At 66.3% G+C, this 13,429-nt stretch carries 11 protein-coding genes, 1 tRNA gene and 1 pseudogene; 10 read left to right on the top strand and 3 right to left on the bottom strand.

Features of this window, described 5'->3' with window-relative positions; all coding sequences use genetic code 11:
* From BFF76_RS25295 to BFF76_RS25265, 7 genes are all read left to right on the top strand, one after another.
* Positions 1–446, top strand: a 446-nt coding sequence (locus tag BFF76_RS25295) for a molybdopterin dinucleotide binding domain-containing protein (protein ID WP_275935676.1), incomplete at its 5' end; no start/stop codon positions are given.
* Between the two features lie 129 nt (positions 447–575).
* Complete coding sequence (locus BFF76_RS25290; RefSeq protein WP_031094417.1) at positions 576–1,046, top strand: PaaI family thioesterase; 471 nt, start codon at positions 576–578, stop codon at positions 1,044–1,046.
* A 611-nt stretch (positions 1,047–1,657) separates the two neighbouring features.
* Positions 1,658–2,866 carry a branched-chain amino acid ABC transporter substrate-binding protein gene (locus BFF76_RS25285; RefSeq protein ID WP_031094415.1) on the top strand — a complete coding sequence of 403 codons (1,209 nt, stop codon included), beginning with the start codon at positions 1,658–1,660 and terminating at the stop codon, positions 2,864–2,866.
* Positions 2,867–2,971: 105 nt separating this feature from the next.
* Positions 2,972–3,901 carry a branched-chain amino acid ABC transporter permease gene (locus tag BFF76_RS25280; protein WP_031094413.1) on the top strand — a complete coding sequence of 310 codons (930 nt, stop codon included), beginning with the start codon at positions 2,972–2,974 and terminating at the stop codon, positions 3,899–3,901.
* A gap of 5 nt (positions 3,902–3,906) precedes the next feature.
* Positions 3,907–5,715, top strand: a complete 1,809-nt coding sequence (locus tag BFF76_RS25275) for a branched-chain amino acid ABC transporter permease (protein ID WP_031094412.1) — start codon at positions 3,907–3,909, stop codon at positions 5,713–5,715.
* 5 nt (positions 5,716–5,720) lie between these two features.
* The gene (locus tag BFF76_RS25270) at positions 5,721–6,671 is read left to right on the top strand and encodes an ABC transporter ATP-binding protein (RefSeq protein WP_031094410.1); all 951 of its coding nucleotides are present in this window, start codon (positions 5,721–5,723) and stop codon (positions 6,669–6,671) included.
* A complete protein-coding gene (locus BFF76_RS25265) occupies positions 6,668–7,384 on the top strand; it encodes an ABC transporter ATP-binding protein (protein ID WP_031094409.1) in 717 nt (238 codons plus the stop codon). Before BFF76_RS25270 ends, BFF76_RS25265 begins: the two co-directional genes overlap by 4 nt.
* A gap of 72 nt (positions 7,385–7,456) precedes the next feature.
* On the opposite strand, the gene BFF76_RS25260 is transcribed toward BFF76_RS25265, so the two are convergent.
* The gene (locus tag BFF76_RS25260; RefSeq protein ID WP_031094407.1) at positions 7,457–8,113 is read right to left on the bottom strand and encodes an ANTAR domain-containing response regulator; all 657 of its coding nucleotides are present in this window, start codon (positions 8,111–8,113) and stop codon (positions 7,457–7,459) included.
* 98 nt (positions 8,114–8,211) lie between these two features.
* Between BFF76_RS25260 and BFF76_RS25255 the strand changes: the two genes are divergently transcribed.
* A tRNA-Leu gene (locus BFF76_RS25255) sits at positions 8,212–8,286 on the top strand.
* A gap of 109 nt (positions 8,287–8,395) precedes the next feature.
* On the top strand, positions 8,396–9,172 hold the full coding sequence (locus BFF76_RS25250) for a helix-turn-helix domain-containing protein (RefSeq protein ID WP_065849125.1): 777 nt from the start codon (positions 8,396–8,398) through the stop codon (positions 9,170–9,172).
* 6 nt (positions 9,173–9,178) lie between these two features.
* Here the strand turns inward: BFF76_RS25250 and pyk are convergent, their stop codons facing one another.
* On the bottom strand, positions 9,179–10,612 hold the full coding sequence (pyk, locus tag BFF76_RS25245) for a pyruvate kinase (RefSeq protein WP_031094402.1): 1,434 nt from the start codon (positions 10,610–10,612) through the stop codon (positions 9,179–9,181).
* 248 nt (positions 10,613–10,860) lie between these two features.
* Here pyk and BFF76_RS25240 point away from each other — a divergent pair, with 248 nt between their 5' ends.
* The gene (locus tag BFF76_RS25240) at positions 10,861–12,672 is read left to right on the top strand and encodes a bifunctional metallophosphatase/5'-nucleotidase (protein ID WP_065849124.1); all 1,812 of its coding nucleotides are present in this window, start codon (positions 10,861–10,863) and stop codon (positions 12,670–12,672) included.
* A 161-nt stretch (positions 12,673–12,833) separates the two neighbouring features.
* On the opposite strand, the pseudogene BFF76_RS25235 reads toward BFF76_RS25240, so the two are convergent.
* Positions 12,834–13,233: pseudogene (locus tag BFF76_RS25235) on the bottom strand (VOC family protein); the annotation flags it as partial.
* Positions 13,234–13,429: the final 196 nt, after the last annotated feature.

Genomic DNA, 13,429 nt, shown 5'->3' with positions numbered 1-13,429 from the left:
CCCACGCCCCCCGCGACGAACGCCGCTTCCCCACCACCACCGGCAAAGCCAACTTCACCGCCGCACCCGTCGAATACCCCGCACTCCCCGAAGGCCGGCTGCTGCTCCAGACCCTGCGCTCCCACGACCAGTACAACACCACGATCTACGGCCTCGACGACCGCTACCGCGGCATCAAGGGCGGCCGCCGCGTCGTCATGGTCAACCCCGACGACGCGAACGCCCTCGGACTCGCCGACGGCACCTACACCGACCTCGTCAGCGAATGGAAGGACGGCGTCGAACGCCGCGCCCCCGGCTTCCGCGTCGTCCACTACCCCACCGCACGGGGCTGCGCCGCCGCGTACTACCCGGAGACGAACGTCCTCGTCCCCCTCGACTCCACCGCGGACACCAGCAACACCCCGGCCAGCAAGTCGGTCGTGATCAGGTTCGAAACGGCCTGAGCACCCGCACGCACCGGCCCACGCGAGCCCGGCGTGATCCGGACGACAAGCACTAAGCGCACGCTCAGCCGTCTGATAAGAACAGTGCACACAGCAACGCACGACCGCACACGATCGGAGCCGGACCCCATGGGCGAGCACACCGCACCCACGTTCCCCCAGGAGATCATCGACGAGTACGCGGCACTCGGCGTCGACCTCCCCGCACTCTTCTCCGCCGGACACCTCGGCGAGCGCATGGGCGTCACGATCGTCGAAGCCTCCGCCGAACGCGTCGTCGGCACCATGCCCGTCGAAGGCAACACCCAGCCCTACGGACTGCTCCACGGCGGCGCCTCGGCCGTCCTCGCCGAGACCCTCGGCTCCATCGGCACCATGCTCCATGGCGGCGCCACCAAGATCGCCGTAGGCGTCGACCTCAACTGCACCCACCACCGAGGCGTCCGCAACGGCCTCGTCACCGGCGTCGCCACCCCCGTCCACCGCGGCCGCTCCACCGCCACGTACGAGATCGTCATCACGGACGAGCACGACAAGCGGGTCTGCACCGCCCGCCTCACCTGCCTGCTCCGCGACGCACCACGCCCCGACGCGGGCTGACCACCCCGCCCCAACACCCCACTGCCCGGCCGGAAAGCACACCGCATTCCGGACCGGGCAGACCCATATCCACAACCCCCGGCGGGACTTGGCGGACACACAGGGTCAACACCCCTGGGCCACCAACCCCGTCCCACGAGCCACTTCAGCGGGCACACCACCCCTGCGGCACACCCACACACATCCCACAGATGTAACACTGCGTAACAAGTGTGCAATACACGAAAAATGGCGCGCACCCGCCCCCGCGCAACCGGCCGGCCTCCCCCAGTGCCCCTTGCGCCCCGATTCGCGCGACAGCACCAAGATCACCCCAAGCCCCTTAGCAGAGCTGCGGGTTCTCACCATGCGGTCATTTCCGCGCCCGGGCAAAAGCCGTACACCTCCACACTGCGGCCAAGAAGCCTTCCCCACGGCATAACAAGACAGTCACATCATCAGCGGACCCATCCCGCACCCCCTCACCTGCCCATAGAGTCACGGCCAGTCACCGCGCCGCCGGGCGCGTCTGCCGCACCACCCCGAACAAACCAGTACGGCCCGGCGACCGTCACGGCACCTCAGCAGAGGAGGCCGCGCCAGGGAAAGGACCTTTCGTGCGACACCGTTCTTTGCTCATACTCACCACAGTGCTCACCACAGGCGCACTCACACTCACCGCCTGCGGATCGCGCGACGACGACACCAAGAGCAGCGGCGGCGGCGACACCCAGACCGTCGTCATCGGTGTCGACGCACCCCTGACCGGCGACCTCTCCGCCCTCGGCCTCGGCATCAAGAACTCCGCCGACCTCGCCGCCAAGACCGCCAACGCCGACAAGACGGTCCCCGGCATCAAGTTCGAGATCCAGGCACTCGACGACCAGGCCCAGCCCTCCGTCGGCCAGCAGAACGCCCAGAAGTTCATCGGCAACGACGACCTCCTCGGCGTCGTCGGCCCCCTGAACTCCGGCGTCGCCCAGTCGATGCAGAAGCCCTTCACCGACGCCAAACTCACCCAGGTCTCCCCCGCCAACACCGGCACCGAACTGACCCAGGGCAACAACTGGAAGACCGGCGACAAGAAGCGCCCCTACGCCGCCTACTTCCGCACCGCCACCACCGACGCCATCCAGGGCGCCTTCGCCGCGAACTACCTCTTCAAGAACGCCAAGGTCAAGGACGTCTACCTCATCGACGACCAGAAGCCCTACGGCGCAGGCCTCGCCGCCTCCTTCAAGGCGACCTTCACCGAACTCGGCGGCAAGATCGTCGGAACCGACCACATCAACCCCGACGACCGCGACTTCAACTCCGTCGTCACCAAGGTCAAGAGCTCCGGCGCCAAGGCCGTCTACTACGGCGGCGAATACCCCGCCGGCGCACCCCTGAGCCAGCAGCTCAAGGACAGCGTCAAGATCCCCCTCATGGGCGGCGACGGCATGTACAGCGCCGACTTCATCAAGCTCAACAAGAAGGCCGAAGGCGACATCGCCACCTCCGTCGGCAAGCCCGTCGAAGAACTCGACTCCGCCAAGAAGTTCATCGCCGACTACAAGACAGCCGGCTACAAGGACGCCTACGAGGCCTACGGCGGCGGCACCTACGACGCCGCCTGGTCCATCATCGAGGCCGTCAAGGCAGTCGTCGCCGACAACGACGGCAAGCTCCCCGACGACGCCCGCGCCAAGGTCCTCGAAGCCATGGCCAAGGTCAGCTTCGAAGGCGTCACCGGCCCCGTCTCCTTCGACGAGTACGGCGACACCACCAACACCCTGATGACCGCCTACCAGGTCACCGACGGCAAGTGGACCTCCAAGCTCAGCGAGGCCGTCAAGTAGGTCCACCAAGGACCCCACGCCCACAACGCACACACAAGACCGCGCGGGAGCGCTACGAGCACTCCCGCGCGGTGCCATATCCGAACCACCCACGGAGGCCCTGCGGTGAACGAACTGCCGCAACAGCTGGCCAATGGACTCATCCTCGGCGCGATGTACGGTCTCATCGCGATCGGATACACGATGGTCTACGGAATCATCCAGCTCATCAACTTCGCACACGGCGAGATCTTCATGATCGGGGGCTTCGGAGCCCTCACGGTCTACCTCGGGCTTCCGTCCGGACTCTCCCTGCTCGCTGCGATACCCCTCATGATCGCCGGCGGAGTCATATGCTCCGTCGCCGTCAGCGTCGCCGCCGAACGCTTCGCCTACCGGCCCCTGCGCAGCGCACCACGCCTCGCCCCCCTCATCACCGCCATCGGCCTCTCCCTCGCACTCCAGCAAGCCATCTGGATGTGGTACCCCGACGCCACCAAGGACCGCTCCTTCCCCCAGTTCAAGGGCGAAGCGATCGACATCTTCGGCGCCAACATCCAACGAGGCGACCTCTTCGTCCTCATCGCCGCACCCCTCTGCATGCTCGCCCTCGGCCTCTTCGTCTCCAAGACACGAGCCGGCCGCGGCATGCAAGCAACCTCGCAGGACCCCGACACCGCCAAGCTCATGGGCATCAACACCGACCGCATCATCGTCATGGCCTTCGCCATCGGCGCCGCGTTCGCCGCCGTCGCAGCCGTCGCCTACGGGCTCAAGAACGGCCAGATCGGCTTCCGCATGGGCTTCATCATGGGCCTCAAAGCCTTCACCGCAGCCGTCCTCGGCGGCATCGGCAACATCTACGGCGCCATGCTCGGCGGAGTCGTCCTCGGCGTCGCCGAAGCCCTCGCAACCGGCTACATGAGCGACGTCCCCGGCATGGAACTCTTCGGAGGCGGCGCCTGGAAGGACGTATGGGCCTTCGTACTGCTCATCCTCGTCCTCCTCATACGCCCGCAAGGCCTGCTCGGCGAACGCGTCGCGGACAGGGCGTGATACCCATGACCACCACGACCCCCGCCGCGCCCAGCGCCCTGCTCCCCCTGCCCACCACAGCAGCCCGCGCCGCCACCACCACCGGCGCCGCACTCGCCCTCATCGGCACCTTCCTCGCCTGGACCTACACCGACACCTTCCCCGGCGACCTCACCGTCACCGGCTACCCCGGCGGCCTCCAGGTCCTCACCCTCATCAGCGCAGCACTCACCCTGCTCTTCGCCCTCTCCGGATACGGCATCAAGGGCCTGCGCTGGCTCACCCCCGGCGGCACCAACAGCCCCACCAGGCTCCTCGCCCTCGGCACCCTCGTCACCACCCTCTACACCGTCATCGCCGTCATCGTCACCAAAGACGACAACGGCAACCTCCTCGGCCTGATCGAACTCGAACCCGGAGCCTGGACCAGCCTCGCCGGCGCAATCGTCGCCACCGTCGCCTCCCTCGGACTCCCCAACGACCAGCCCCTGGACGACACCACCACCCCGAACGCACTCAACCGGTTCCTCGGCAGCCTCCGCGCACCGGCACCCGCCCGCGCCAAGGCACTCCCCTCCTGGGCCGAAATCCTCATCATCGCCGGAGCCTTCGGCGTCGCACTCGAGGTCTTCACCTACGGCATCGACACCGAATACGCCGAACTCTTCATCGGCTACGTCATCGCCGTCGCCTTCGGATTCACCGCACTCACCCGGGCCGGACTCATCGCCCGCATCACCGCGCTGACCTCGAAGCACCGCAACGTCACCCTGTGCGCCGCACTCGTCGCAGCCTTCTGCTTCCCCTTCACCCAGCAGAACGAGGAATACGCCCTCATCGGCGCCAACATCCTCATCTTCGCGACCGTCGCACTCGGCCTCAACGTCGTCGTCGGCCTCGCCGGCCTCCTCGACCTCGGCTACGTCGCCTTCCTCGGCGTCGGCGCCTACGCCGCAGCACTCGTCTCCGGCAGCCCCCTCTCCCCCGTCGGCGTCCAGTTCCCCTTCTGGGCCGCCGTCCTCACCGGAGCAGCGGCATCACTCGTCTTCGGCGTCGTCATCGGCGCCCCGACACTCCGCCTCCGCGGCGACTACCTCGCCATCGTCACCCTCGGATTCGGTGAGATCTTCCGCCTCACCGTCAACGCCCTCAACGGCGTCAGCGGCCCCGACCTCACCAACGGCTCCCAGGGCATCCCCAGCATCCCCGACCTCAAGCTCCTCGGCTTCGACTTCGGAATCAGCCACGACATCGGCGGCTTCACCCTCGGCAGGTCAGCCAACTACTACCTGCTGATGCTCGTCTTCACCGCCGTCGTCGTCCTCGTCTTCCGACGCTCCGGAGAATCCCGCATCGGCCGCGCCTGGGTCGCCATCCGCGAGGACGAAACCGCAGCCACCGCCATGGGCATCAACGCCTTCCGGCTCAAACTGCTCGCCTTCGCCCTCGGCGCCACCCTCGCCGGCCTCGCCGGAACCGTGCAGGCACACGTCTCCTACACGGTCACCCCCGAGCAGTACCAGTTCGCCGGATCCGTACCGCCCAACTCCGCGTTCCTCCTCGCCGCCGTCATCCTCGGCGGCATGGGAACCCTCAGCGGCCCCCTCGTCGGCGCCGCACTGCTCTACCTCATCCCGGCCAAACTCCAGTTCATGCAGGACTACCAGCTCTTCCTCTTCGGAATCGCACTCATCCTCCTGATGCGCTTCCGCCCCGAAGGCCTCGTCGCCGACCGCAGGAAGCAGCTCGAGTTCCACGAGACCGGCCAACTCGACGTACCACCGGACACACCACTCACCGACACGGCCGCCGGCACCACGAAGGCGGGGGCGTGACCACCATGACCAAGACAGACACACCCACCACCGGCACCACGGTCCTCGACGCCAGCGGCGTCACCATGCGCTTCGGCGGCCTCACCGCCGTACGAGGCGTCGACCTCACCGTCAACGCGGGCGAGATCGTCGGACTCATCGGACCCAACGGCGCCGGCAAGACCACCTTCTTCAACTGCCTCACCGGCCTCTACGTCCCCACCGAGGGCAAGGTCAGCTACAAAGGCACCGTCCTGCCACCCAAGCCCCACCTCGTCACCCAAGCAGGCATCGCCCGCACCTTCCAGAACATCCGCCTCTTCGCCAACATGACCGTCCTGGAAAACGTCCTCGTCGGACGCCACACCAGGACCAAAGAAGGCCTCTGGTCCGCCCTCCTGCGCCTCCCCGGCTACAAGAAGGCCGAGAACGCCAGCCGCGAACGCTGCATGGAACTCCTCGAGTTCATCGGCCTCGCCGACAAGGCCGACCACCTCGCGCGCAACCTCCCCTACGGAGACCAGCGCAAGCTGGAAATCGCCCGCGCCCTCGCCAGCGACCCCGGCCTCCTCCTCCTGGACGAGCCCACCGCAGGCATGAACCCCCAGGAAACCCGCGTCACCGAAGAACTCATCTTCGCCATCCGGGACCAGGGCATCGCCGTACTCGTCATCGAGCACGACATGCGGTTCATCTTCAACCTCTGCGACCGCGTCGCCGTCCTCGTACAGGGCGAGAAACTCGTCGAGGGCACCGCACCCGTCGTCCAGGGCGACGAACGCGTCGTCGCCGCCTACCTCGGCACCCCCTTCGAAGGCGCCCCCGGCGCCGAAGAAGCCGCCGAGGTCGAAGCCGCCGAAGCCTCGGCAGCAAGCACCGGCAAAGCCGACGCCACCGCAACCGCGGACAAGGCACAAGCCCCCGCCACCACGGACGACACCGACACCACCCGCACCGAGGAGGAGGACACCCGATGACCGCACTGCTCGAGGTCGAAGACCTCCGCGTCGCCTACGGCAAGATCGAAGCCGTCAAGGGGATCTCCTTCACCGTCGAAGCCGGCCAGGTCGTCACCCTCATCGGCACCAACGGCGCGGGCAAGACCACCACCCTGCGCACCCTCTCCGGACTCCTCAAGCCCGCCGGCGGCCGCGTCCTCTTCGAGGGCAAGCCACTGACAGGCATCCCGGCGCACAAGATCGTCTCCCTGGGAATCGCCCACTCCCCCGAGGGACGCCACATCTTCCCCCGGCTGACGATCGCCGAGAACCTCCTCCTCGGCGCCTACCTCCGCAAGGACAAGGCAGGCATCGAGAAGGACGTCCAGCGCGCCTACGACCTCTTCCCCATCCTCGGGGAACGACGGAAGCAGGCCGCCGGAACCCTCTCCGGAGGCGAACAGCAGATGCTCGCCATGGGACGCGCACTCATGTCCCAGCCCAAACTGCTCATGCTCGACGAGCCCTCCATGGGCCTCTCCCCGATCATGATGCAGAAGATCATGGAAACCATCGTCGAGCTCAAGGCCTCGGGCACCACGATCCTGCTCGTCGAACAGAACGCCCAGGCGGCCCTCTCCCTCGCGGACCAGGGCCACGTCATGGAGGTCGGCAAGGTCGTCCTCTCCGGCACCGGCGCCGACCTGCTCCACGACGAGTCGGTCCGCAAGGCCTACCTCGGCGAGGACTGAGCACCCACGCACAAGGAGAAGCCCGCCCCCGGACACCCGGGGGCGGGCTTCTCTCCGTCTGCGCCTGCGGACCTACTCCGCCGCCTTCTTCTTCTCCTCGGCGTCCTCGATCAGAGCCTCCGCCAGCTGCTGCATCGACATACGCCGGTCCATCGACGTCTTCTGGATCCAGCGGAACGCAGCCGGCTCGGAGAGCCCGTAATCCGTCTGCAGGATGCTCTTCGCCCGGTCCACCAGCTTCCGGGTCTCCAGCCGCTGCGACAGGTCCGCGATCTCGTTCTCCAGCGCCTTCAGCTCGGCGAACCGGGACACGGCCATCTCGATGGCCGGGACCACGTCGCTCTTGCTGAACGGCTTCACCAGATACGCCATCGCCCCGGCGTCCCGGGCCCGCTCGACGAGATCACGCTGTGAGAACGCCGTCAGCATCAGGACCGGGGCGATCGACTCCTCGGCGATCTTCTCGGCGGCGGAGATCCCGTCGAGGACCGGCATCTTCACATCGAGGATCACGAGGTCCGGGCGGTGCTCCCGCGCCAGCTCGACAGCCTGCTGCCCGTCCCCGGCCTCGCCGACGACCGAGTAGCCCTCCTCCTCCAGCATCTCCTTGAGGTCGAGGCGGATGAGGGCCTCGTCCTCGGCGATGACGACGCGGGTCGTCAGCGGCGGGACGTGCGACTTGTCGTCGTCGGCGGCGTCTACGGGCTGGGGCGACTCGGGGGTGGTCACGGGGGCTCCTTGTTCCAGGGCAGGTACAGCTCCCACGAGCCTACCTAGCTACGATATGGTGACACTACGCAGGGCAGCTGCCGCCCTTCCTTTCCAAGGCCCCAGTACTCCAACTGGTCAGAGAGGCCGCTCTCAAACAGCGGACAGTGTGGGTTCGAATCCCACCTGGGGCACTTTTCCTTAGATTCCAAGGCATTGCAGGAACCACGGAACTTCACGTGAACGTGTGAACAGCGACGCATCCCGCATCACAGATCAGCGCGCTCAACAAAGATCGTCAGTGTGTACGACCTTGATACGCGAAAGCGTGCCCTGACACTAGTAGCTCAGGGCTTCAGTCAGAACTCCGTCAGTAAACAGACCGGCATATCGCGAGCCGCCATCCGATCCTGGCTGAAGCGACTGGAGCCTCTCGGCTACAACCGCGCTGCCGAATGCCCTCGGTGCGGCGATACCGCGAGCCCTCCCCCAGACCCCGCCTCGTACTCCTACCTGCTCGGTCTCTACCTGGGGGATGGCTGCATCAGCTCGGCCAAACGGGGCGTCTACTCCCTTCGCATCGCGTGCGCCGATGCTTGGCCGGGCCTTATCGACGCCTGCGCCGAGGCTGTCCAACGTGCACGCCCGGCCAATAAGGTCTGCCGGGTGCAGAGTCAGGGCTGCCAGTACGTCACGAGCTTCAGCAAGCACTGGCCTTGCTTCTTTCCTCAGCATGGGCCGGGCAAGAAGCACAACCGTGAGATCACGCTCGAACCTTGGCAACAACAGATCGTGGACGCCCACCCTTGGGACTTCATTCGCGGTCTCATCCACTCCGACGGCTGTCGGATCATCAACTGGACCACCCGCCTCGTCCGTGGTGAGCGGAAACGGTACGAGTACCCCCGGTACTTCTTTACCAACAAGTCCGACGACATCCGCAAGCTCTTCAGCGACACACTCACTGCCGTAGGTGTCGAGTGGACCACCCTCTCCCGCGGCAGCGACCCGCTCAACATCTCCGTAGCCCGACGGGCGTCCGTGGCCCTCATGGACGCTCACGTCGGGCCGAAGTACTGACGGCCGTCACTTCGGGCTGTCGTCCTCGCCGATGCGGTGCACCCGTACCAGGTTCGTGGAGCCGGCCACTCCGGGCGGGGACCCCGCCGTGATTACCACGATGTCGCCCTCCTGACAGCGGCCGATCCGCAGCAACTCCTCGTCCACCTGCGCCACCATCGCGTCCGTCGACTCCACGTGCGGTCCCAGGAACGTCTCCACGCCCCACGTCAGGTTCAGCTGGGCGCGGGTGGCCTCGTCCGGGGTGAAGGCGAGGAGCGGGATCGGGGAGCGGTAGCGGGAGAGGCGCTTGACCGTGTCGCCGCTCTGGGTGAAGGCCACCAGGAACTTGGCGCCGAGGAAGTCGCCCATCTCGGCTGCCGCGCGGGCGACCGCGCCGCCCTGGGTGCGGGGCTTGTTGCGGTCGGTGAGGGGCGGGAGGCCCTTGGCGAGGATGTCCTCCTCGGCCGCTTCGACGATGCGGGCCATGGTGCGGACGGTCTCGACGGGGTACTTGCCGACGCTGGTCTCGCCGGAGAGCATCACCGCGTCCGTGCCGTCGATGACGGCGTTGGCGACGTCGGATGCTTCGGCGCGGGTGGGGCGGGAGTTGTCGATCATCGAGTCGAGCATCTGGGTGGCGACGATGACCGGCTTGGCGTTGCGCCTTGCGAGCTTGATGGCGCGCTTCTGGACGATCGGGACCTGCTCCAGGGGCATTTCGACGCCGAGGTCGCCGCGGGCGACCATGATGCCGTCGAATGCGGCGACGATGTCGTCGATGTTGTCGACTGCCTGAGGCTTCTCGATCTTGGCGATGACGGGAAGGCGGCGGTCCTCCTCGTCCATGATGCGGTGGACGTCGTCGATGTCGCGTCCGGTGCGTACGAAGGAGAGGGCGATGATGTCGGCGCCGGTGCGGAGGGCCCAGCGGAGGTCTTCGATGTCCTTTTCGGAGAGTGCGGGGACGGAGACGGCGACGCCGGGGAGGTTGAGTCCCTTGTGGTCGGAGACCATGCCGCCTTCGATGACGGTGGTGTGGACGCGGGGTCCGTCGACTGCGGTGACTTCGAGGGTGACGCGGCCGTCGTCGACGAGGATGCGTTCGCCGGTGGTGACGTCGGCGGCGAGTCCGTCGTGGGTGGTGCCGCAGGTGGTGCGGTCGCCTTCCATGGGTTCGACGGTGATGGTGAAGTCGTCGCCGCGTTCAAGGAGTACGGGGCCTTCGGCGAAGCGGCCGAGGCGGATCTTCGGGCCTTGAAGGTCGGCGAGGATTCCTACGCTGCGGCCGGTTTCTTCGGATGCTTTGCGTACGCGGTGGTAGCGCTCTTCGTGTTCGGCGTAGGTGCCGTGGCTGAGGTTGAGGCGGGCGATGTCCATTCCCGCTTCGACGAGTGCCTTGATCTGCTCGTATGTGTCGGTTGCGGGTCCCAGGGTACAAACGATTTTCGCTCGGCGCATGGTTCGAGCCTAGACCTTACCTGCGGGTAGATATTTGTCCCGTCATGACTGTCCAACGGCCCTTGGGTGAAGGGTTATTGCTAACTGTTGAATTGTGCGGCGGGGTGCTCCGATGAGCGTGTGCCGGGGCCTGTGGTGGGGCGTGTGGTGGCTGCCGGTCACCAGATCGAAACCTGCGCGGGGTGTTGCGGGTGGGGGTGACTGGGCCAGAATCTACGCGCGTTGTTCGCAGACACGAGGAGTCAAGGATGCCGTTGAACCGTAGGACGTTTCTGGGCCGTTCGGCTGTCGCCGGTGCGGGTGTGGCGTTGGCGGGCGGGGCCGGTGCGGGGCCGGCGGTCGCCTCGGAGTCGAAGGGGCACGGCCACGGGCGCCCTCCGAAGCGGTACTCGTTCACGGTGATGGGGACGACGGATCTGCACGGCAACGTCTTCAACTGGGACTACTTCACGGACAGGGAGTTCGACGACAAGGCGCACAACGATGTGGGGCTGGCGAAGATCTCGACGCTGGTGGATCGGATCCGTGAGGAACGGGGCCGGCGGAACACGTTGTTGATCGATGCGGGTGACACGATCCAGGGCACTCAGCTGTCGTACTACTACGCGAAGGTCGATCCGATCACGGCGAAGCGTGGTCCGGTTCATCCGATGGCGCAGGCGATGAACAAGATCGGCTATGACGCGGCCGCGCTCGGGAACCATGAGTTCAATTACGGCATTCCGGTGCTGCGGAAGTTCGAGGAGCAGTGCGATTTTCCGCTGCTGGGTGCGAATGCGCTGGATGCGAGGACGTTGCGGCCGGCGTTCGCTCCGTATGTGATCAAGCGGGTGCGCACGCCGCATGGTCGTGATGTGCGGGTGGCGGTTCTGGGGTTGACGAATCCTGGTATCGCGATCTGGGACAAGGCGAATGTGGGCGGGAAGATGGTGTTCCCGGGTCTTGAGGAGCAGGCGGCGAAGTGGGTGCCGAAGCTGCGTTCGATGGGTGCGGATGTGGTGATCGTCTCGGCGCATTCGGGTTCGTCGGGTACGTCGTCGTACGGGGATCAGTTGCCGCATGTGGAGAACGCGGCGGGCCTGGTGGCGGAGCAGGTGCCGGGGATCGACGCGATTCTGGTGGGTCACGCGCATTCGGAGATTCCCGAGTATTTCGTGACGAACAAGGAGACGGGTAAGCAGGTCGTTCTTTCGGAGCCGTTGAAGTGGGGGCAGCGGCTGACGCTGTTCGATTTCGATCTGGCGTGGGAGAAGGGTCGTTGGGTGGTCGAGAAGGTCGGTGCCTCGGTGCTGAACTCGAACACGGTGGAGGAGGATCCGCGGATCACGTCGTTGCTCGGTGCCGAGCATCGGGAGGTGGTGGCGTATGTGAATCAGGTGATCGGTACGTCGGTGGCGGCGATGTCGACTGCGGATGCGCCGTGGAAGGACGAGCCGGTCATCGATCTGATCAACCTGGTGCAGGCGGAGACGGTGAAGGCGGCGTTGGCGGGCGGGGAGTATGCGGCGTTGCCGGTTCTGTCGCAGGCGGCGTGCTTCTCGCGTACGGCGGCGATTCCTGCGGGTGAGGTGACGATCAGGGATGCGGCGGGGTTGTATCCGTTCGAGAATACGCTGGAGGCGCGGCTTCTGACGGGTGCGCAGCTGAAGGATTATCTGGAGTATTCGGCGAAGTATTATGTGCGGACGGCTGCGGGTGCGCCGGTTGATACGTCGAAGTTGACGAATGCGGAGAATATTCCGGATTACAACTATGACGTGGTGTCGGGTGTGACGTATGACATCGATATCGCGAAGCCGGTGGGTTCGCGGATCGTGGGGTTGTCGTTCGAGGGGGTCCCGGTGGATCCGGCGGCGCAGTTCGTGTTCGCGGTGAACAATTATCGGGCGAGTGGTGGGGGTAATTTCCCGCATGTGCCGGGTTCGAAGCAGTTGTGGGCGAATTCGGATGAGATCCGGAACACGATCATCGGGTGGGTGCAGGCGAAGGGGTCGGTGGATCCGGCGGAGTTCGCGTCGGTGGACTGGCGTCTGACGCGTGATGGTGTGCCGGTGTTCTGAGGGTTTCCTGTATCGGTGGGGCGCCGGTGAGATGATTTCTCGTGCCGTTGGCGCGCTCGCGATCGATCGCAGCGCCCGCGGCGGCCCGGTGGCTCGCCGAGGTGACGGTGCTGGACACAGCCGTGAACGAGTGGCTGTGCCCGGCGCCGTCGCAACGGCCGTCAGACGACGTCGAATTCGTTGCCCTCGGGGTCCTGCAGGGCGGCGGCGTAGAGCCCTGTGTCCGGCTCGTCCTTGATCCGCAGCACGGTGGCGCCGGCTTTGACGAGCCGTTCCACCGTGGTTTCGACGCGCTGTGTGCGGATGTCCAGTGGGACGTCACGGCCTCCACCGACCTTCAGGTCGAAGTGCCACCGGTTCTTGGTGGCTTTCGGCTCCGGGACCTGTTGGAACCACAGCCTCGGTCCATGTCCTGCGGGATCGATGATCGACTCCGGAATGTCCCCGGCGCCGGCCGGCAGCTCTGCCTCGGGTACCCCCGCGGCCGTCCAGTAGGCACGCCATGTGGCGTGGCCGCCCGGCGGGGGCTCGGGCACGTAGCCGAGGGCCTCGGCCCAGAAGNNTCAGCTGCAGTGTCATCTCCATGCTCGGAGCATCCCAGGCTGGTCTGACAGACGCCGTCTGCCCTCGTGTGATGCGGCTGGCTCGGGTTCTGTCGGACGTCGTGCAGGGGGTGGCCGCCTTCGTGTGGTCAGTGGTCTTGTTCGAGGGGGGTGAGTGCGGTGCCTTGTCCGGGGATGGTGGGGTTGGTGTGGGG

Origin of the sequence: Streptomyces mutomycini (assembly GCF_001700505.1) — a bacterium.
GTDB lineage: Bacteria > Actinomycetota > Actinomycetes > Streptomycetales > Streptomycetaceae > Streptomyces > Streptomyces mutomycini.
Note: the sequence above shows the minus strand (reverse complement) of the source record. Positions and strands in the feature narration are given on the sequence as shown.

Bases quoted from the DNA above. Each gene is read 5' to 3' on its own strand.
- BFF76_RS25290 (WP_031094417.1), top strand. From the start codon at position 576: ATGGGCGAGCACACCGCACCCACGTTCCCCCAGGAGATCATCGACGAG.
- BFF76_RS25265 (WP_031094409.1), top strand. From the start codon at position 6,668: ATGACCGCACTGCTCGAGGTCGAAGACCTCCGCGTCGCCTACGGCAAG.
- pyk (WP_031094402.1), bottom strand. From the start codon at position 10,612: ATGCGCCGAGCGAAAATCGTTTGTACCCTGGGACCCGCAACCGACACA.
- BFF76_RS25270 (WP_031094410.1), top strand. From the start codon at position 5,721: ATGACCAAGACAGACACACCCACCACCGGCACCACGGTCCTCGACGCC.
- BFF76_RS25240 (WP_065849124.1), top strand. From the start codon at position 10,861: ATGCCGTTGAACCGTAGGACGTTTCTGGGCCGTTCGGCTGTCGCCGGT.
- BFF76_RS25275 (WP_031094412.1), top strand. From the start codon at position 3,907: ATGACCACCACGACCCCCGCCGCGCCCAGCGCCCTGCTCCCCCTGCCC.